This window comes from Ruegeria lacuscaerulensis (assembly GCF_013034745.1).
Taxonomy (GTDB): domain Bacteria; phylum Pseudomonadota; class Alphaproteobacteria; order Rhodobacterales; family Rhodobacteraceae; genus Ruegeria; species Ruegeria lacuscaerulensis_B.
This window is the reverse complement of the sequence record NZ_WQGP01000005.1, coordinates 58,151-75,614: the sequence shown is the minus strand read 5'-3', so window position 1 is coordinate 75,614 and position 17,464 is coordinate 58,151. Positions and strand designations below refer to the sequence as shown.

21 protein-coding genes and 1 pseudogene are annotated in these 17,464 nt (G+C 52.4%); 15 read left to right on the top strand and 7 right to left on the bottom strand.

Annotated features, from left to right (window positions below; translation table 11 throughout):
• Positions 1-293: 293 nt before the first annotated feature.
• Complete coding sequence (locus GOV79_RS11400) at positions 294-1,388, bottom strand: tyrosine-type recombinase/integrase (protein ID WP_170789863.1); 1,095 nt, start codon at positions 1,386-1,388, stop codon at positions 294-296.
• A gap of 358 nt (positions 1,389-1,746) precedes the next feature.
• Between GOV79_RS11400 and GOV79_RS11395 the strand changes: the two genes are divergently transcribed.
• Both GOV79_RS11395 and GOV79_RS11390 read left to right on the top strand, forming a co-directional pair.
• Complete coding sequence (locus GOV79_RS11395; RefSeq protein WP_170417167.1) at positions 1,747-2,181, top strand: helix-turn-helix domain-containing protein; 435 nt, start codon at positions 1,747-1,749, stop codon at positions 2,179-2,181.
• A complete protein-coding gene (locus GOV79_RS11390; RefSeq protein ID WP_170670435.1) occupies positions 2,181-2,756 on the top strand; it encodes a hypothetical protein in 576 nt (191 codons plus the stop codon). Before GOV79_RS11395 ends, GOV79_RS11390 begins: the two co-directional genes overlap by 1 nt.
• A gap of 752 nt (positions 2,757-3,508) precedes the next feature.
• Here the strand turns inward: GOV79_RS11390 and GOV79_RS11385 are convergent.
• Positions 3,509-3,742 carry a hypothetical protein gene (locus tag GOV79_RS11385; protein WP_010442296.1) on the bottom strand — a complete coding sequence of 78 codons (234 nt, stop codon included), beginning with the start codon at positions 3,740-3,742 and terminating at the stop codon, positions 3,509-3,511.
• Between the two features lie 135 nt (positions 3,743-3,877).
• Here GOV79_RS11385 and GOV79_RS11380 point away from each other — a divergent pair, with 135 nt between their 5' ends.
• The 11 genes and pseudogenes from GOV79_RS11380 (at position 3,878) to GOV79_RS11335 (ending at position 13,268) form a co-directional block, all read left to right on the top strand.
• Positions 3,878-4,630: a Crp/Fnr family transcriptional regulator gene (locus tag GOV79_RS11380; RefSeq protein WP_170596903.1), complete on the top strand. Its 753-nt coding sequence runs from the start codon at positions 3,878-3,880 to the stop codon at positions 4,628-4,630.
• A 445-nt stretch (positions 4,631-5,075) separates the two neighbouring features.
• Positions 5,076-5,384, top strand: coding sequence for a hypothetical protein (locus GOV79_RS11375; RefSeq protein ID WP_170336653.1), 309 nt, complete (start codon positions 5,076-5,078; stop codon positions 5,382-5,384).
• A gap of 3 nt (positions 5,385-5,387) precedes the next feature.
• On the top strand, positions 5,388-5,741 hold the full coding sequence (locus GOV79_RS11370; protein WP_170670434.1) for a hypothetical protein: 354 nt from the start codon (positions 5,388-5,390) through the stop codon (positions 5,739-5,741).
• Positions 5,731-6,585 carry a hypothetical protein gene (locus tag GOV79_RS11365; RefSeq protein ID WP_170789862.1) on the top strand — a complete coding sequence of 285 codons (855 nt, stop codon included), beginning with the start codon at positions 5,731-5,733 and terminating at the stop codon, positions 6,583-6,585. The genes GOV79_RS11370 and GOV79_RS11365 overlap by 11 nt, the downstream gene beginning before the upstream one ends.
• A gap of 93 nt (positions 6,586-6,678) precedes the next feature.
• Positions 6,679-7,878 (top strand): N-acetyltransferase DgcN family protein, encoded by a 1,200-nt coding sequence (locus GOV79_RS11360; protein WP_170789861.1) that lies wholly within the window; start codon positions 6,679-6,681, stop codon positions 7,876-7,878.
• Positions 7,875-8,990: an alanine/ornithine racemase family PLP-dependent enzyme gene (locus GOV79_RS11355; protein ID WP_170670431.1), complete on the top strand. Its 1,116-nt coding sequence runs from the start codon at positions 7,875-7,877 to the stop codon at positions 8,988-8,990. The genes GOV79_RS11360 and GOV79_RS11355 overlap by 4 nt, the downstream gene beginning before the upstream one ends.
• Before the next feature lie 172 nt (positions 8,991-9,162).
• On the top strand, positions 9,163-9,297 hold the full coding sequence (locus GOV79_RS22500; RefSeq protein ID WP_269150132.1) for a hypothetical protein: 135 nt from the start codon (positions 9,163-9,165) through the stop codon (positions 9,295-9,297).
• 79 nt (positions 9,298-9,376) lie between these two features.
• A complete protein-coding gene (locus tag GOV79_RS11350; protein ID WP_170545357.1) occupies positions 9,377-9,949 on the top strand; it encodes a hypothetical protein in 573 nt (190 codons plus the stop codon).
• Positions 9,950-10,337: 388 nt separating this feature from the next.
• Positions 10,338-10,538, top strand: a pseudogene (locus GOV79_RS11345) (tyrosine-type recombinase/integrase); the annotation flags it as partial.
• A gap of 1,717 nt (positions 10,539-12,255) precedes the next feature.
• Positions 12,256-12,945: a hypothetical protein gene (locus GOV79_RS11340; protein WP_170789860.1), complete on the top strand. Its 690-nt coding sequence runs from the start codon at positions 12,256-12,258 to the stop codon at positions 12,943-12,945.
• A 74-nt stretch (positions 12,946-13,019) separates the two neighbouring features.
• Complete coding sequence (locus GOV79_RS11335) at positions 13,020-13,268, top strand: ParB N-terminal domain-containing protein (RefSeq protein WP_170789859.1); 249 nt, start codon at positions 13,020-13,022, stop codon at positions 13,266-13,268.
• Here the strand turns inward: GOV79_RS11335 and GOV79_RS11330 are convergent.
• From GOV79_RS11330 to GOV79_RS11320, 3 genes are all read right to left on the bottom strand, one after another.
• The gene (locus GOV79_RS11330; protein ID WP_170674489.1) at positions 13,260-14,273 is read right to left on the bottom strand and encodes a fatty acid desaturase; all 1,014 of its coding nucleotides are present in this window, start codon (positions 14,271-14,273) and stop codon (positions 13,260-13,262) included. The two genes, GOV79_RS11335 and GOV79_RS11330, sit on opposite strands and share 9 nt — an antisense overlap.
• A 72-nt stretch (positions 14,274-14,345) precedes the next feature.
• Complete coding sequence (locus GOV79_RS11325) at positions 14,346-14,552, bottom strand: cold-shock protein (RefSeq protein ID WP_170430361.1); 207 nt, start codon at positions 14,550-14,552, stop codon at positions 14,346-14,348.
• A 503-nt stretch (positions 14,553-15,055) separates the two neighbouring features.
• The gene (locus GOV79_RS11320; RefSeq protein ID WP_170637988.1) at positions 15,056-15,445 is read right to left on the bottom strand and encodes a MerR family transcriptional regulator; all 390 of its coding nucleotides are present in this window, start codon (positions 15,443-15,445) and stop codon (positions 15,056-15,058) included.
• A gap of 98 nt (positions 15,446-15,543) precedes the next feature.
• On the opposite strand from GOV79_RS11320, the gene GOV79_RS11315 reads away from it, so the two are divergent.
• Positions 15,544-15,867: a hypothetical protein gene (locus tag GOV79_RS11315; protein ID WP_170447553.1), complete on the top strand. Its 324-nt coding sequence runs from the start codon at positions 15,544-15,546 to the stop codon at positions 15,865-15,867.
• A gap of 4 nt (positions 15,868-15,871) precedes the next feature.
• The gene (locus GOV79_RS22340; RefSeq protein WP_237218010.1) at positions 15,872-16,090 is read left to right on the top strand and encodes a GDCCVxC domain-containing (seleno)protein; all 219 of its coding nucleotides are present in this window, start codon (positions 15,872-15,874) and stop codon (positions 16,088-16,090) included.
• A 216-nt stretch (positions 16,091-16,306) separates the two neighbouring features.
• On the opposite strand, the gene GOV79_RS11310 is transcribed toward GOV79_RS22340, so the two are convergent.
• Together GOV79_RS11310 and GOV79_RS11305 are read right to left on the bottom strand one after the other, a co-directional pair.
• Complete coding sequence (locus GOV79_RS11310; RefSeq protein WP_311201794.1) at positions 16,307-16,930, bottom strand: mobile mystery protein B; 624 nt, start codon at positions 16,928-16,930, stop codon at positions 16,307-16,309.
• Positions 16,927-17,388 carry a helix-turn-helix domain-containing protein gene (locus GOV79_RS11305; RefSeq protein ID WP_170417143.1) on the bottom strand — a complete coding sequence of 154 codons (462 nt, stop codon included), beginning with the start codon at positions 17,386-17,388 and terminating at the stop codon, positions 16,927-16,929. The genes GOV79_RS11310 and GOV79_RS11305 overlap by 4 nt, the downstream gene beginning before the upstream one ends.
• Between the last annotated feature and the right edge of the window lie 76 nt (positions 17,389-17,464).

The following is a 17,464-nucleotide window of genomic DNA, read 5'->3' as shown; positions in this document are numbered from 1 at the left end:
CTTGCTGCATTAGAGTTGAACATTCATAGCCTGACATCCTGCGCAGAGCTGCCAATGCGTTAGAGTTCGAATAACGCTCAGGTTCAATGGACCGCGGATTGCTGTCTAATATACAACAAAGGCCCCTCAGGGGCCTTGTTTTTTGGTCGGAGTGAGAGGATTCGAACCTCCGACCCCTGCCTCCCGAAGGATCAGGCCGGAGCCTAACCCCCTGTATTTATTATGATGCGTTGTCATTTGACTGCTCCTTTGTTAACGTTTGTGATGGTCTATTTCCGGAAATGATCCGGATGTCAGATGGCATCCGCCGCCCCGCGCTGATGGTCTGGGTGGTGGTGCCCGTAGTTCTTTTCGAGCGTCTCGAGGGTCATCCCCAGAAAGCCGCAGGCGTCCCACTTTGGCGCACCCTTCTGCATGAGCCAGGTTGCGCAAGTGTGCCTCAGAGTGTGCGGCACGACTTTCCGGTCTCCCTGACCTTCGAGGCCAGCCGCTACAACGGCGGATCGAAACGCACGCTTGATATTCTGCAGGGACTTGCCGCGATGGGTGACAACGAATTCGTCTTCCGGAAATCGCTTCCGCCTGCGCAACAAGTGTTTCTTCAGGCGCGCGGGCAACCTTGAGCTCGGGCGCTCCTTCTTGGTCCGTCGACGCCCGACCGGATTCCAGTAGATGATGTTGCTGTTGAAATCGATATCGGACCAACGCAAGGACAGGATCGCTTCCTTCCGCTGGCCCGTCAGTAAACCGATACGGAGAAACAGGGTCAGGTGTTCGGTTTTTGACTCCGTCGGCACACCATCTTCCAAAGGGGTATCGAAGCTTCGCGAGGCTTTTATAAGTTTTATCGCTTCATCGCACGTCAGGAACCGGATTCGACCTTCGGGCTTCGGTGGAAGTCGAACGGCTATCCTGCGCGTGATCAGCTGATCTTCTTCGGCGCGCCTGATAGCGGTCGACAACAGGCTGAGTTCTCGTCTGAGCGTGCCGTCCTTGAGACCCTTTTCACCCCGGCCCTTTCGTCGCTTCTGGCAATACTCCTTGATGAGCGCATCATTGATGTCACCAACGGCGTAGCCGTCGAAAAATCGGATGATCGGCTTGGCCGCATTGGCCAAGCGCTCCGGATCGGAGACGTCATCAAGCCGTTTTGCCAGGTAGTGCGAAATTGCGTCGGCCACATAGAATTCGTAAGGCTCGACTGCTCGATCTGGCCTAAAGCGCCTTAGCTTCCACTCTGCGAAGTAGAGTTCAGACTGGTCGCGATCCCCAGTGCCAGTCGAGTGCTCGCGGCTGCGTCCCCCCTCGGTCCAGTAGATGTACCAGTTGCCCTCGGACGGACGCTTGCGGTCGCGCTCGAGGCGCGGCGGGGATGGCTTTCTGGGCATGTTTTCACCGTGAAATTGTCGACGTACCGCTCCCACGCGCCGGAAGGGATTTTCGGATTTCTACGCCCAGGGGCCGTATAGATGTGGTCCAGCATGTCTTCGCGGATCAGGTAGCGAATATTGGACACAGGAATGCCAACGCGCTCGGCCAGTTCTTTCGGGGTTTCCAAGAGCTTTTCCACGCTTCACCTCCTCAAACTCTTTGCTCACAAATCGAGGCAGTTAATTTCATTTTGCGTTCAGAATGAAACAAACATACGCTGATCTTACGTGAATCGAGCGCGTTGACACGATTTATGGTCATATGTGATTCATATAACCAGTATCGTGGTCAATGCAACCATTAAGAAGGTTTTCTATGACAGTTCCCGGTTTGGGACATCGCCTTGCGGCTGTGCGAAACATGGCAAGCCTCTCCCAAGAGGAGATGGCGCAGCGCCTTGGCGCCAGTCGGAGCGCATACCAGTACTATGAACGCAGCCAGCGGGATTTGACGGCTTCACTACTGTTGAAAGTCTACGAGGAATTCGACGTTGATCCGCTCTGGATGCTCGAAGGCGACTCGGAAGATGGCAAGAGCCGAAGGCACGAAGAGATCGCCGCCGCCTATCGTAAGATCGGCATCGCAGTCGAGCGCCGGATCAATGAACGCGGACTGACTGTGACCCCTGAAAAGAAGTGGGATGCCATCGATTTTCTCTTCGATGAGTTCCTGAACACCGATGCCCTGACGATTGAAGGCGGGGAACCGGACACAACAAGGATCGACAGCGTATTGAGGCTTGTAAGCTGATGTTGAATGAAGAATTTCCCGATGAAGTGCTGAAACTACGCCCGCGAAAGCTGCGGCTTGGTCAGGATATAGAGCGCCTGCTCGAAGGCGTCTGCGGGGCTGAAGAAGTCCCCGATCGCGAAGGTCAGAAGAAACACCTGCGCCCGAAAGCGGATAGTATCAATGCGGTCCGCTGCGCAGCCTGCGGACAGGTTGAGTACATCACACGCGATTATTGCCGCTGTGACCACTACATCGCTGGCCAAGTCATGGACGAATTCCTAGCATGGGAGCGCGATTTGGTCGAGATTCATGCCCGGTTGGCTGCGGAAGCCGAGGAAAAGATGAAACCAGTCAAGTGGTCAGCCCTGGCTGCCATGCCATTCTTGATTTGGCCTCTTCTCCAAACTTTGCTCTACAGTGAGCAAATGCCATTGGCGACGGGGCTTTGGTTCTTCCCGGGCATGGTAATTCTTGGCCTGTGTGCCGTGATCGAAAAGGTTATTACCCGGAAGCGCGATATCAGCGCATATGCGGTCGAAACCGCCACCTTCGAACAATTTCTAACTGAGCGCATTCCCGTTTCGAACAACTAACTTCACATGAGCAAAGCCCCACAGATCGACGAGTTCGTCGCGCACTGGAAATACACCGGTGGGAGCGAACATGCCAGACTCGAAGAATTTTGGTCAGTGCTCACCGAGTCGTCACACTATCATGTTCAGGATTTGACGGGCACGAATGCAGACTTCGGCGGTGCTCTTTTTCCTTCTGACCACAGATTTTATCCTCAGACGCGTATCATTTAGCTGGTACGGGGACTTTAACAGAGCGAGGGCCATAATCGTACACCTGCCGTTCGCTTCAACAGGAGCGAACTGGTAAGATGCGGGACAAACCGGACTTGTGCGATTGCGGCAATTGCTGACGCAGCATTGATTTGCTGTCGCAACACATTCATCGCTGCGTTGCAGCTGTTGTCGCCAGACCGGTCATTCAAAGCTATGATGATGCGATACTATCAAACTGTAGTTTCGAGGCACATAGGATCAGCAACTTAGACGCCGAACAAAGCCAACGTTTGCGTTGTCGCAGGCAGTGCAGCAGGACAGGCCATGCGGGCCTTCAGCCAGTAAGCAAATTCTCGTTGTGGCTCATGCAGGTGGCGGGGAAGAGGGAGTAATTCGCGGTCGTGGAATTTTTCATTAAGTTGAGATATTGCAGAGATTGGATCTTTGGTTCTTGCTTCGTGTTTGAATTGATCGGGAACGAAGCACCAATAGTGCTTCTATTTGTTGTTATGCTTTTTTGACGAGCGTAATCTTGTTTTTCTGACAGGAAATTAACGTTACTGCCGAACGCGATAGCCGGAAGCAATGATCTTGTTTATCAGAACAGCGGCGGCCTGGTGCATGTCCTTTTCATCGTTATTGCCGACCGCTGTTTCGTGGACAGCAGCTGCGTCATGCAGAACTCCCACAATTTCATGTTCGGGCAGAAGCTCACGATCTTTAATTGCAAGCAAAAGCGCTTCACAAATTGAGAGTGCGGCCATTCCTGAATGGTCTTGCCGGTCAGCCATGGTAGACGTCCTTTTCTAACAGGCGTCCAAGCATGGAAGCGCCACGATGAATTGCACCATACTGGCATAGATTGCTGTATACTTAACTGATCGAAAGCAGTCTTGGCGTCGGATAGTTTCGCAGGCTGCTCATCGATGAAGGAAGAACACTTGCGCACTATCAAAAATAGTCCACTCACCCGAAAGCTTTCAAACTTCGTCGCTCTGACTGAGGTTGAACTTGCGGTATTGGCACGCCTGCACAAGCGTCGCAGAACCTTTGAAGCCGGACGTGACCTTGTGCATCAAGGGCAATCAGAGCAGGCTGCCTACATTCTGGCCTCGGGCTGGGTTTGTTCCTACAAAACCCAGACTGACGGGTCGCGTCAGATCGTCGATTTCCAAATACCGGGTGACTTTCTGGGCTTGCGAAGCGTTCTGCTGCACACCTCGGATCACAGCATAGAACCAATCATGGAAATCCAAGCCATTGAAGTAGTAGTGGATGATCTCCTGGAAGCATTTGCGCAAACGCCCCGGCTGGCGACAGCAATCCTTTGGGCGGTCTCTAGAGATGAAGCGATGGTGGTTGAGCACCTGGTCAACATAGGACGGCGAGATGCGGGTGAGCGCATGGCGCATTTTCTTTTGGAACTTGGTGTGAGGCTGACTCAGGTCGGGATGGCAACCAAGATGGGATATACCTGCCCACTGACACAATACCATCTTGCCGATACGCTGGGACTTAGTGCCGTGCATGTTAATCGTGTCCTACGGCAACTGCGGGAAAAGGGGCTGGTTACTTTTCAATCCGGGCAAGTGGTATTTGATGATTATGACGGACTGGTGACGTTGGCCGGTTTTGACCCCACTTATCTGGATCAGGCCGGGCCACTGTTGAAGCAATAAGTTCACCCCTACAGCGATGCCGGGATTTTGATGATCGTTGCCTGTTAGAGACGGAATTCGCTTCGGCAGATTTGGGATTTCACTGAAAAAGAAGCGCAAGATAAATACAGTCCGATTGCGGTACTGGATTTCCTGCGCTTCTCAATTACTCGTTAAGAACACGCCAGCAAATATCCCGCCAACATACATCACGTTGCCGGAATCCAAACATCGTTGCACTGACGCAGGTTAGTCAATTTTTTACAGTACCTGATCCTCGGGCACCAAATGCATTTGAAATTCCAATAAAATCTCAGGTCATTGGTCGAAGACTAACATCGATCAGCGCGCGTCTGCCATTTGCACATTATTCTAAATTACAACGCCAGTACTACCGCAGCGCTTACGAGCGTGTACCGCGGCAGACTGCGCGGGGAAGATCCAACAAACTATATGGAGGACCAAGGTGAGCACGAGATCGTCCAGTTCTTTGGTGACGTTTTCAAATCCGTTCTCTTTGTCCGGCTACCCGGATGAACTTCCTGCAGGCGAGTATGAAGTAGTTGTTGAAGAAGAACTACTACAGGGCCTGAGTTTCGAAGCATATCGCAGAACCGGAACCTACCTGACAGTTCAGGGCAAAGGCAGCAAGCCAGGCCGCACGGAAATGCGCCCAATTGACCCAGAAGATTTTGAACTGGCGCTTAAGCACGACCAGACCTTGGCCACATCTAACAATGACAGCGATGCGGCGCTTTCCCCGCAGGAGGAATAGATTATGAACACGCCCGAATGGCTTAAACCCGGAATCTACGGTGCTCTGATCGGCGGGGTTTTCGTAGGCGTCGTTGGATTTTCATGGGGTGGATGGATGACCGGCGGTAGCGCGGACAAGATGGCCAACGCCATGTCCCGCGATAATGTAATCGCTGCGTTGGTTCCGATCTGCGTCGACATGGCGAGAACTGACACTCAACGCGCCGAAAAAATAACGACGATCAAAGAGGCTTCTTCTTTCAAGCGAAAGGATGCCGTTATGGCAGCCGGCTGGGCAACGGTACCGGGATCTCAAACCCCCAACAAAGATCTGGCACAGGCCTGCATTGAGGGGCTGAACCTGGATGGATCGTAACTCAATCACTCAACATTCGGACAAAGCCGTTTGCACCAGGACAAATCGAAAAAATCAGCACTGGTTTTACTCTCACTTTATGACGGCGCTGTTTGTCGGCGTTTTCAGCTGCTTGGCGGGCTCCTTTATCTCATCAAGTCCCGCATCGGCAGAAACAAATTCGATCCCGGATAACGCGCATCCCAATAAGTATGGCGACGGTTGGGAATGCGATTTGTCCTATCGGTTGGAAGGCGAAGAATGCGTGGCCATTGTCGTGCCGGGAAATGCCTACCCCACAAACAGAACATACGGCTCAGGGTGGGCATGTATGCACGGCTTTGTTGAAGTTGGCGGCACCTCATGCACTGAAGTGATTGTGCCTGAAGGTGGATATCTCGATCCATCAGGTGAGAGGTGGCGGTGCCTGCGTGGATACACAAGAGTAGACGATAGCTGCCAGAAAATCGTGGTGCCGGATAATGCTTACCTGACGAATAGCACTTATGGATCTGCATGGCATTGCAACCGTGGCTACGAAAAAGACGGAGAAGCATGCGTGGCAGTAGCGGTACCGGAAAACGCTTTTCTGAACGCATCAACCAGCGGGCGTCCCTGGACGTGCGAGCGTGGGTTTTTTGAGCGCGACGGACGGTGCGATGCCGTGTTTGTGCCTGAAAATGCTTTCTACGATGACGCGATCCATGGAGTTGGATGGAAATGCGAACGTGGCTACGAGGCGTCCGGTGATCGCTGCAATGCAATCGAGCTGCCGGCAAATGCCCATATCGACCGATCCGGCAATGGGTGGCAATGCCACAAAAACTATCATCGATCAGAAGGGCTGTGTGTTCTGAACCAGTGAGAATTCAGACAGAAAGCCCACTTTCCCAAACTTCACAATTTTTGCCCGTCCTTACCAAGGACGCGCGTTTCACACTCCAAAAAAGGAACAAATATGAAACCCGTACCCATTGCGTCGGATGCCAAGCAGTTCATTGCCAGCGATGCGCAAAAGCTGGCGCCTGAACAAGCAGTTTTTCCAGAGCTTCACCGCAAGACACTCGTGACAGATACACCGACTGCAATTGTGTATTGCGAAGGAAACTTCGCAAAGATCGATGGCAAGACGGCTAATGGTCTCGTTCGACATTCACAGGCCTATCGCGTTCTTTCGGTGATCGACAGCACGTATGGCGGTTGTGACAGTGGCAAAGTGCTTGATAATATCGCAAATCAGGTTCCCATCTTCGATGATCTTGATGCCGCCGTCGCTAGTGAAGCTACGATCCCCGACACTTTTATTTACGGAATGGCGCCGGCCAGCGGCAGAATGTCCCTTGAGGATCGCGAAGTTGTTGTGGATGCGATAACGCTCGGAATGAACATCGTCAGTGGGCTGCATGAATTTCTTAGCGATGACAAGGAGCTCGCCGGATTTGCCAAAATTCACGATGTCACGATACGCGACATTCGCAAGCCGCGGCCAAATCCCGACCTACGCCTGTTAGATGGCAGTATTGGAGACGTCCAGGCGATCCGCATCGCAGTGTTCGGCACCGATTGTGCAATTGGAAAGCGTACAACCGCGACAATCCTGACAGGCGCACTTAACGCGCATGGGATCAAAACAGTTTTGGTCGGCACCGGCCAAACTGGTTTGATGCAGGGCGCCAAGTATGGTGTCGCGATGGATTCGGTGCCGCCGCAATTTTGTTGTGGCGAACTTGAGCGCGCTGTCGTTGCGGCATCCGAGGGTGAGCACCCGGATGTAATAGTGATCGAGGGCCAGGGCGCGCTAAGCCATCCGGCTTTTTGCACATCAGCCTTCATTCTGCGAGGCAGTCAGCCACATGCAGTTATTCTTCAACACGCGCCTAAACGAAAACGTCGATGTGATTTCCCCAACATGACAATGCCCGACCCTTGCGATGAAATCACCCTGATCGAGGCTTTTGCGAACACAGAGGTAATTGGCATGACGATCAACCATGAAGGAATGAATGATATTGAGATTTCAAAGGCCATCACAGACTATAACCGCAAATTGTATCTCCCGGTCACTGACGCATTGAACCGTCCTCCAAAAAACTTGGTGAATATGGTTCTATCTGCCTTTCCGCGCTTGCAACCCGTACGTGCTACGACGATTGAATGAGCAAGCTGCGTATTGACGTTGATCTGGACAAAATTCGGTACAACACACGGTTCCTGGTCGACCACCTTAGACCCCGCGGAATTACGGTGACAGGTGTGACAAAAGCCGTTTGCGGTCATCCTGAGATTGCGAATGCTATGCTTGAAGGTGGCGCGACAGGGCTGGCGGACGCGCGGATCAGCAATATCATACGTATGCGCGATGCTGGGATCTCGTGCTCCATATCCTTGATCCGAACGCCCATGCTGAGCCAGGTCGCGCAAGTTGTTGATAACTGCAATGTCAGCTTCAACACAGAAATGGACATTATCGCAAGCCTGGCCGTGAGTGCGCTGGGAAAGAACATTACTCACAGTATTATCCTGATGGTGGAAATGGGGGATATGCGGGATGGCATCTTGCCTGAACACCTTGAGCGCACTGTGTCTCAAATTCTTAGAATGGAAGGGATTTCTCTGAAGGGGATTGGTGCAAATTTTGCCTGTCTGGGTCATGTGGCACCCTCTGCAGGAGCAATGGAATTGCTTTCGTCGCTTGCCGTCGATACCGAACTTGCAAGTGGACCCGCTCTGGAAACAGTGTCAGGCGGCGGTTCTGCCAGTTTGCCATGGGCGCTTGGCAAGGGGGCGACCGGAAAGATCAACAACCTGCGTCTGGGTGAGGCCATCCTGTTAGGTACCGATCCCGTTTCGGGATACGCGATCGACGGGCTTTACACAGATGTTTTTACGCTTTGGGCGGAAGTGATCGAAACGAAGACCAAATCAAATCCAAATCCCTTGCAATTGAATTATCCCATACCTTCAATGCAGTGTGTGACTTTAGACAGTCCTTCGAACACTCGGTCGATCCTCGCCATTGGACTTCAGGACACCGATGCTGCGGGTCTAATATTCCCTGCTGGCGTCACGTTCGTCGGAGCCACCAGTGATCATATCGTTGTTGAAACCACCGATTGTCCGGCTCGCGCTGGTGGCGAGATGAAGCTGAGAATGAAGTATGGCGCGCTTTCGCGTAGCATGGCAGCACCCGATGTAGCAAAGGTCTTCCGGGGTGCTAGCGCATTGGCAGAATTCAGCGCTGCGAACAATGATCGCCCATATTCGAAGTGAAGGCAGCGCACCAAGATCGTCGCCGATTAAACCCAAACCTCAGTCTACCGTCTTATTCTACAGCTTTACGTAGTAAATTGGGCCACCAACACCTATATTGGTGGTATCCGCATTCACTTTTCACACCCTATCTGGGCTCGTGGGTGTTGCGGACAATCAAAGGATCAAAATGATGTCTTTCAAAGACCTGACGACCAGGGCGGCTGCCGCACTGAAGGAAAACGATGCGGACGCGTTAAAAAAAGAAGTGACGTCGAAAGGGCAGGACGCCGTCCCCGAAAAATCAAAGCCTAAACCTCAAAACTGATAATACCCTGCCGGGAGCGGGTGGCTTGTTCTTGTCTGCATCTCCGAGCGAACGGTATCAGCAAAGGAGAACTACCCAAATGAACCAGATAATCAGCAAGACAATCGCAGTCTTTTCCAGGCCGTTTACTTTCCCTGGTTTCGACGAATTACTCCCGGCAGGCGAATACGACATAGAAACTGAGCTTTCCGCACCACCAGATTATTCGGACCCAGAAGCCTGGAAGGCCTCGGTGTTAATCTGTCTGCATCCACGGAAATCTCACCCCGGTCTGGCGCGTACCTTGACCGTTTCTCTTACTGATTTGGAGAGAGCCCGCGCAAAGGATAAATTGTCTTCAAAGCAGTTGTCGCAGTTCTTGCTCGACCAACTTTTGGCCGATCCCATGGTGCAATTGATTATGGAAGCGGATGGTGTGTCTGAGACTCAACTTCGGCACCTCTACTCGGAGTCGCTCATTTCTGAGGCAGACGACGGATCATCAGATCAACGAGCCATACCGCGAGGATGCGCAAGCGGTTCTCGGTATGCTTTCGCTGTCCAAGCTGCTGAGAACGAAGGAATGCCAGTTCGTCCTATTAAAACCCCTCGGATTACAGGCCGTCCCATCGGACAGTCTGAACCAGGCAGCTCCTTCAATCTCAAGGCTTAGGGCTCGGAACTTTCTTTTCCAGTCGCTGTATAAACCAAAACAGAAATCGAGGCTAAGAACTGATGGAAGACTTCGACAACGACGCAGATACGATCATGGCTCGCGCCCACAATGACGTGCCGCAAGAACGCCCGTGTCTTCGTTGCAGAACGCCATTCTGGAGCGAAGGGTTCGGAGAGCGGATTTGTCGACGCTGCAAGGGGTTGAGCGCGTGGCGAAATGGCGTATCGGTAAGCCCCGGGTTAGCTCGGCGTCGCTGATAACCTGACGCCGGTCTTACCAGCTTTTCTGATCATATCTCATTTTACCTTATTGGTGCTGACCCAGCCCGCTAATCCGGGCCGTTTTAATGTGGAACCAGATCGGTAATCGGCGCTGAAGACGAAGCGTAACCGCAATCGGATTGGAACCGAGCGGACATGGCACACATTCGCTTCGCCAAACCAATGTAGCTGAGATCTACCGCAAGACAGGAAATCTCCGCGCGGTCCAACTTCTGCTTGGGCACACAAAGGTCGATAGCACCGTGCGATACCTGGGCGTTGAATTGGAAGACGCGCTAAGCATTGCAGAGCGCATAGACATCTGAGACAGTTTGGCGAGCGGCGCTGTCGGTCGCCAATCCATAGCGGTTCTGGTTCTTTTACGCAGGGGTGGGGTGTAGCGAGCCCTGAGCGGAAGTGTCAAAATCTTGTTGCGTGCGCTCGCAGCACAGATTTCTCGGCACAGGCGCAATTTACAGAGTGCGGGACCGAGCGGCCATTTGATCGCGCCGCGGGTACTTGTGCAGAAGCGGCGCGAACATCCCCGCGTTGCAGCCAATGTCGTCCGGCCAGTCATTCCTAGTTACGAGGAAGCCTTGATCACATACTCCTCTTTCGCCGCACTCAGGCCCGACAACTGAAACGCGGACTTAAACTGCCACCCGCTGCTAGTCTGGCCCCAAGTCGATACAACGAAAAACTAATACCAGATAATTTCTTTCGGTAGTTCACCAGGAATCTTGGTCACCAGCAGTTCCAAAAACTATCTGCCCTAGTGGTGCTAGCGTTGCGACGAGGGAAACTTCCTTGACTCTATGCTGGCTAAGGACCACAAAAAGTGCATTGGTGAAAATTACTCGTCGCCGCGATGCTGCCGGTTTCGATGATCCAATGGCCTTCAGACTAACTGTAGCATGTACCCCAGCAAAGGAACGGGTTTCGCTGGGGTCTTCGTGATGAGCTAGTTCCTCGCAAGCATACACAACTGTCACCTGACAAGTCCCAGTCGTCGAGTGACCCATGAAAGAAAGCGCCGTATGAACAACACATGGCTCATAAATTGCGTGCTTGATGCCCGATAGATCAGGTCTCAGGCTTCGCTTCAATCTGTCATTCATCGTGTTTTCGAACCGCGTTTTTTGTTTGATCCCGACACTCTTGTTGTTGCTCACAGGGACGCAGCTTCCTGCCCAAGTCTCAGGCAATGCCGACGGAATGGTTTGTGAGGAAGGTTTCGAAAACAAAAACGGATCGTGTCAAAGAGCAAACGCACCTGAAAATGCGCATCTGACCGGCAGTTCCTATGGTCCAGTTTGGGAATGCAACCATGGATTCCAGCGTGTTGGAGATCTTTGTGAGGAAATAGCAGTTCCTAAAAACGCATATCTTGCATCGACCGGAGATCGATGGGAGTGCAATCGGCTCTTCCGACAAGTCGGAGAAAAATGCGAAGAATTGATTGCGCCTCAAAATGGGTACGTCGAAACCCGGTTTGGCGCACAGGAAGTACACTGTGACTGGGGATTTCGTAAGGAAGACCAGGATTGTGTTGCGATTAGTGTCCCCAGCAACGGCCGCCTGACTGACAAAAACAGCGCGGATGGTTGGGTGTGCCTCAGAGGTTTCAGAGAAACGGAGAGCGGTTGCGAACCGGTGGCAATTCCACAGCATGCATACCTTGCACCTGCAACCTACTCTGGATGGAAATGTGAACGTGGCTTTCGCTCAAACCAGGACAGGTGCGTTGCGATCCTTGTCCCTTCAAATGCTCACTTGAATCGGAGAGGTGACGGTTGGGAATGCAATCGGCCGTACACACGACAGAATGACAAGTGCACCGAAACTGTGCCGCGACAATAGGTTAATGGAAACCAATACCGCCTGAAATATCCGGAAGGACCAAGCCGTGAACCATAACTCGATTGACGAAAATCTGGGTAAAAGGCTCCAAGCCGAAAGGGCTCGTCGCAGATCCTACGGGATTAAAACATCTATTGCGTTAGCAGTGTGTGTTGCGGCCATAATTGTGGTGGTGTTTCTCTGATGCGTAAAAGCACCCCTCAGGTTAGCCTCCGGCACCCAATATCGGCAATTCGCGACCTAGAACAAAGAGCATTTCAGGACCGCAGTGTTCGTAAGTCGCGGAACGCTGACGTAGCCGGTGTGATTGAGGAAGAGTTTGGCAAGTACTTGATTAAGGCTGGCATTCTGAGCGGTAACAGCGTTGCGCGCGCATTCCCCAAGCCACCAGCTAAAACGCAGGCAATGATTGCCGATGCAGTCGGTGAAACACCGGCATTGGCCATTGAAACCTTAAAAGAAATTCTCGAAGAACGAGACAGGAAACGTAGCGGTCAACGCCGTTTGGAGGGAAACTCCGGCACCCTCGTTCCCAGTGAAAGAGAATATGCCGAAGCATTGCGACAGATCAGGCTCACCCCTGCGCAGGTCACAATGCTCAAAGCACTTACTATCGCTGGTAAGGAAGGTCTGACCATTGGTCACTTGTCACAGGCAGCCGGTTACAAATCGCGCGAGGCGTCCGTCAAGGTATTCAAGAAAATCGGGTTTTTGATCGCAGAATATCTGGAACTCGAACTTCCCGAAGGCGGGTCTGCTCAAAATGATGGCGCTGCTCAAGTCCTGGCATTTTCTCACGTCGAAAATGACGATAAACCAGCTACTTGGATCATGCATCAGGAACTGCGCGACGCCGTGCGTTCTATTCTATGACGAAAAACCAAGCACCTAAATACGAAGAGAGTTCCTGACCGCTCCAAATGCACGAAAGGTTGCACACATAGCTTATGCTGGAGAAAAAATCATACCCGCTCGACCTGATCTATGTACCTGTGAAACGTGCAAAAACACTTGATCAGCAAAAAGTCCTGACGCTGGCCGAAGATATCCTGAAGAACGGCCAGAAGACCCCGATTCAGATACGCGCGGACAACAAGAGGTTCGTGCTGATTGAAGGCCTTCACCGACTAGAGGCCATTCGCGCCCTCGGCGGTGATACTGTCGACGCCTTTTTGGTGCGCGCCAGATTACACTAAACTCTTGTTGGGATTGGCGTTCGACAAAGCCTGAGAAAACGTCAGCAGGCGCTGACTTTCTTCATCCCAAAGATGCAATCGTGCGCAATGAAGGCTCTCATATAGAGTAATACGCTGGCAATTTTCCAACTCGGAATGGTCACGCAAAACCTCGTTTAGCCGATAAAACGGTATGCGGCTGGCAAGGTGGTGAACATGGTGCACACCGATATTGGCAGAGAACCACCGCAGGATGCCTGGCAGGGCGTAGTGAGAACTTCCATAGAATGCGGCGTTCTGAAGATTCCACACTTCTTCCCGCTCCCAAGTCGTGTGTTCAAACTGGTGTTGAATATAGAATAGCCAAATACCAATCGATGCGGCGACGATCATGGTTGGAAGGAATACAAAAACCAGTACATCCAGGCCTCCGGTCCAAAAAATCAGAGCCAGGACCACCGCAATCGCGGCGTTTGTTCCCATTGCACTTGCCCAATTCAGCCAGCCTGACCGCATGAAACCAAAGGGCAAGCGATTTTGAAAAAAGAACGTGTAGACCGGTACTATACAGAACAGGAAGAAGGGGTTCCGGATTAACCTGTAAGCGGCACGCCCGAACCAATTCCGTTTCAGGTATTCCTCAATGGTCAATGTAGGAATGTCACCCATACCACGCCGATCAAGGTTACCGGTTGAGGCATGGTGAATCGCATGGCTTTGCCGCCAGACGTCATAGGGTGTCAGGGCGAGAACACCCAGAACCCGGCCGGTCCAATTGCAAACGGTGCGGCTTCTAAAGAAAGATCCGTGACCACAATCATGCATGATGATGAAGATACGCACCAGAAATGCGGCGTTCAGGATGGCCAATAGAACAGTGACCCAGATACTAAGGGATAGCGCAAACCACGCTGCGCCCCATAGCGCGAAAAAGGGGATGACAGTGATTGTCAGTTCAATAACGCTACGCTTCGTATCGGGCACACGGTATTGCGCGAGCGCCCGGGTCAATTCCTGCTGTTGCAACTGACTTGTTCTCCAAGGGCTTTTAGCAGCCCATTGTGCAAACGGGCACCCCATAAGGGTGCCCGTAAAAGGTCAGGCCAGTGCCAGATTGGCGGCGCTGTCGCGCCCGTCACGGCCAGCTTCGACGTCAAAAGTGACCTTCTGGCCGTCCTTCAATTCGCTGATGCCGGAACGCTCAAGTGCTGAGATATGCACGAACACATCGCGCTTGCCATCTTCAGGTTCGATAAAGCCAAAACCTTTGGTCGAGTTGAACCATTTTACTGTGCCATTTGCCATGGTGGAAGTCTCCTAATACTTGCCGCCCGCATTATTGCGGCGACTCGGCGTGGTCGGTCTGAATCGAAAGACTGAACGCCGAGTTTGGGAGACAGCAGGTCGAAAAAGAAAAACGTAAGCCCTGTGTATATGGACTTCGAGTACACACGATACAAGCCTTGATACAACGGAAAGCAACAGAAGATCTAAGTCTGCCCAGCCCAATTTGGGACAAAGATAAGCAGAACCATTGCTCTGTGGTTCGGAAATCAGAGGTCGGCTTCCGATAAAACCTGCCGAATGCGTATGCAGCAAATTGATTGCTCAGGCACGGCAGGTAGGGCTCACTGTCCGAAATCGCCGCGTGCTTCAAGAACACCGCGGCAAGGCACAAATGTTCATTGAGTGATTGAAACATTGCTAAATCAACGAGTTGACCTCTCTAACGAACGGTAGATTCTGCGCGGCCCGAATCTTGGGTCATGCTGCGTTGGCATAGGGCGACTGCGAGCCTCAAAGTGCCATTAGTAGGTCCGTATCTGCGCAAGCATCGGGCAAGAAACGTTCCCGATGTTACAGTTGGCCGTAAGTTCATTCAGGGCGGCCTCCAATCGCTTAAGTTCGATTATCTTCATACGCACATTGGAGATATGAAGCTCGGCCAGTTCCTTAACGGATTGGCAATCCTCGCTATCACCTTCGGATAGGTTGAGAAGCACCTTTGCATCGGCAAGCGAAAAACCCATGTCTCGGCACTTCCTTAGAAAACGAAGCCGTCCAACATCGTGCGCGGAGTACATGCGTCGATTATTCGATGCCCTTTCTGGTTTCGGCACGATCCCTTCGCGTTCGTAGTAGCGGATAGTATCAATTCCGACACCGCTTTGCCGGGATGCCTCCCCAATCGCAAACATGTGAGATTTCCTGTCTTGATCCTGTAGTGGCTACAGAAGTTAAACGAGAGGTTGTTGTCTCTACAACTCCGCGCGACGTAGTCCATCAGGGAAACAGAATGCAGAAGTACCTTAGCCTCAGCTATTTGGGATCGCTATCAGCGCTTGGCGTCGCGACTTGCTGCGTTTTGCCCATGACGATGATGTTACTGGGGCTGGGTGGCAGTTGGTTGGCAATCTTTGGGAAGGTTGCCGCAGCGAGTTACTATGTGCTGACGATGTCAACGGCGCTCGTCGTGATATCATGGATGGTATCTTATCGGCGCGGTTCCTTGCCGACGTTGAAATGGTGGCTTGCAGGAACGACTCTAATCACCGGCGTGGGTTGGGTCGTTGTGTTTAACGAGGCATGGATTAACGATTACCTGATCATGCAGATGTGAGACTATGACAAAACAAACTGTAGTCCTAGAAAGCACCCTGATTTGCCCGAAGTGCGGCCACAGTGAAACCGAGCAAATGCCAACGGATGCTTGCCAGTGGTTCTATGAATGCAAGTCGTGCAAAACAGTTTTGAAGCCGTTGGAAGGCGACTGTTGTGTTTACTGTTCATATGCCACGGTCCCGTGTCCACCAATTCAGCTAGGCGATAGCCGTTGCGGATGAAGTGAAGGACGGCTTTGTTGAGCAAACTATGAACTGCCGCCGCGAGCATCGCTGCTATTTGCATGAATGACAGTTCTTTCCGCTGCTTGGCCGCACAAGATATTCGGCAGTTGCAATGTTGTTACTGCTACAAGCGCATGCAGCAATAAAATCCAGGGTACAGGTTGGGCTCGCAACTGACCTTCTCTGCGCACACCATGAATGGCCGTTCCGGCGCTAGCGTACTATATCGCCCCCAGCCTTAAGCGACCCCACAAACTCAATCAATGGCTCAAAATCAAACCCATCAGCAGCCCGTAGTGCCGCGATGTAACGTGTGCGGTGGTCACCGTCCGCAGTCAGTGTCCCACTGCCTGACCAGTCGAGGAATATGTCCGGATCAATCGTGGTTAGGTAGGCATCCGCCATGATCCGAGCCCAGCGTCCGTTACCGTTGGCGAAGGGGTGAACCCATACCAGTTTGTGGTGGAAGCGTGCGGTGGCTTCCAGCGGCTCGTAGGTGCCGTTGTCGCACCAGTATCGGGCGTCGTCGAGGCAGGTGCGCATCTCGGTCGAGATGTGCCAGACCGGCACGCCGATGTTCTTCTCGGTCAAGCGGTAGACGCCTGCCCAATCCCAGACTTGGCCGAACAATCGCTTGTGGACCTCTCGTGCTGCATCGTCGGTCATAACTTCAAATGACTTGGGCCGCCGATCTAGCCAGGTAAGCCCTTCGATAATGTTTTCACCCTCCAGCTCATTCAGCTCGCCGCGCGTGGTGATGTGCTTGGCCTTAAGACCAAGCAACTCGTCCGGTGTCAGTGGTGTTGCGCCGGTGGGTTCGTGCAGTTCCAAGGTCACTTCCAGAAATCCCGCGGCTTCTCACGTGCGATTTCCTTCGCAAGCTCTTCAATCATCTCTTCCTGGCTGCGCAGGCCTTCGATCTGCTCTTCCAAGGCCATGTGCGCGCGGGTGCGTTGTATGATGCGTTTGGCCTTCTTGCGAGCCTGCGCCATGACGATCTCCTCGACCGCTCCTTTGCGCGGAATGATCGCGTAGACCAGTTTACCGCCCATCGCCTCAGCCATCTTGTCCAGCTGGTTAAGGGAGATTGTTCCAGCTTTTTCCTTTTGGATAGAGCTGTAAACGCTGTTCCTGGATACGCTTAGCCGTTCGGCTAGCGTTGGTGCGCTCATGCCAATGGCTTCCTGGAAGGTTGCGATCCAACCTCCAAGTGGCTTGGCGAAGGCCTGAGCCACTTGACTAGCCTGGTTTATCTTGCCTTCGGCTTGCCGCTGTTTTGCGCTTGATACGGACATCTGCCAACCTATGGTTTTGCATATTTACGTCTATTGTAATACTTTAGTATGTCATTATAACACGATTTGCAATACT

Coding starts and splice junctions, on each gene's coding strand:
- GOV79_RS11400 (WP_170789863.1), bottom strand. CDS start 1,388: ATGCCCAGAAAGCCATCCCCGCCGCGCCTCGAGCGCGACCGCAAGCGT.
- GOV79_RS11395 (WP_170417167.1), top strand. CDS start 1,747: ATGACAGTTCCCGGTTTGGGACATCGCCTTGCGGCTGTGCGAAACATG.
- GOV79_RS11390 (WP_170670435.1), top strand. CDS start 2,181: ATGTTGAATGAAGAATTTCCCGATGAAGTGCTGAAACTACGCCCGCGA.
- GOV79_RS11385 (WP_010442296.1), bottom strand. CDS start 3,742: ATGGCTGACCGGCAAGACCATTCAGGAATGGCCGCACTCTCAATTTGT.
- GOV79_RS11380 (WP_170596903.1), top strand. CDS start 3,878: ATGAAGGAAGAACACTTGCGCACTATCAAAAATAGTCCACTCACCCGA.
- GOV79_RS11370 (WP_170670434.1), top strand. CDS start 5,388: ATGAACACGCCCGAATGGCTTAAACCCGGAATCTACGGTGCTCTGATC.
- GOV79_RS11365 (WP_170789862.1), top strand. CDS start 5,731: ATGGATCGTAACTCAATCACTCAACATTCGGACAAAGCCGTTTGCACC.
- GOV79_RS11360 (WP_170789861.1), top strand. CDS start 6,679: ATGAAACCCGTACCCATTGCGTCGGATGCCAAGCAGTTCATTGCCAGC.
- GOV79_RS11355 (WP_170670431.1), top strand. CDS start 7,875: ATGAGCAAGCTGCGTATTGACGTTGATCTGGACAAAATTCGGTACAAC.
- GOV79_RS22500 (WP_269150132.1), top strand. CDS start 9,163: ATGTCTTTCAAAGACCTGACGACCAGGGCGGCTGCCGCACTGAAGGAA.
- GOV79_RS11350 (WP_170545357.1), top strand. CDS start 9,377: ATGAACCAGATAATCAGCAAGACAATCGCAGTCTTTTCCAGGCCGTTT.
- GOV79_RS11340 (WP_170789860.1), top strand. CDS start 12,256: ATGCGTAAAAGCACCCCTCAGGTTAGCCTCCGGCACCCAATATCGGCA.
- GOV79_RS11335 (WP_170789859.1), top strand. CDS start 13,020: ATGCTGGAGAAAAAATCATACCCGCTCGACCTGATCTATGTACCTGTG.
- GOV79_RS11325 (WP_170430361.1), bottom strand. CDS start 14,552: ATGGCAAATGGCACAGTAAAATGGTTCAACTCGACCAAAGGTTTTGGC.
- GOV79_RS11320 (WP_170637988.1), bottom strand. CDS start 15,445: ATGTTTGCGATTGGGGAGGCATCCCGGCAAAGCGGTGTCGGAATTGAT.
- GOV79_RS11315 (WP_170447553.1), top strand. CDS start 15,544: ATGCAGAAGTACCTTAGCCTCAGCTATTTGGGATCGCTATCAGCGCTT.
- GOV79_RS22340 (WP_237218010.1), top strand. CDS start 15,872: ATGACAAAACAAACTGTAGTCCTAGAAAGCACCCTGATTTGCCCGAAG.
- GOV79_RS11305 (WP_170417143.1), bottom strand. CDS start 17,388: ATGTCCGTATCAAGCGCAAAACAGCGGCAAGCCGAAGGCAAGATAAAC.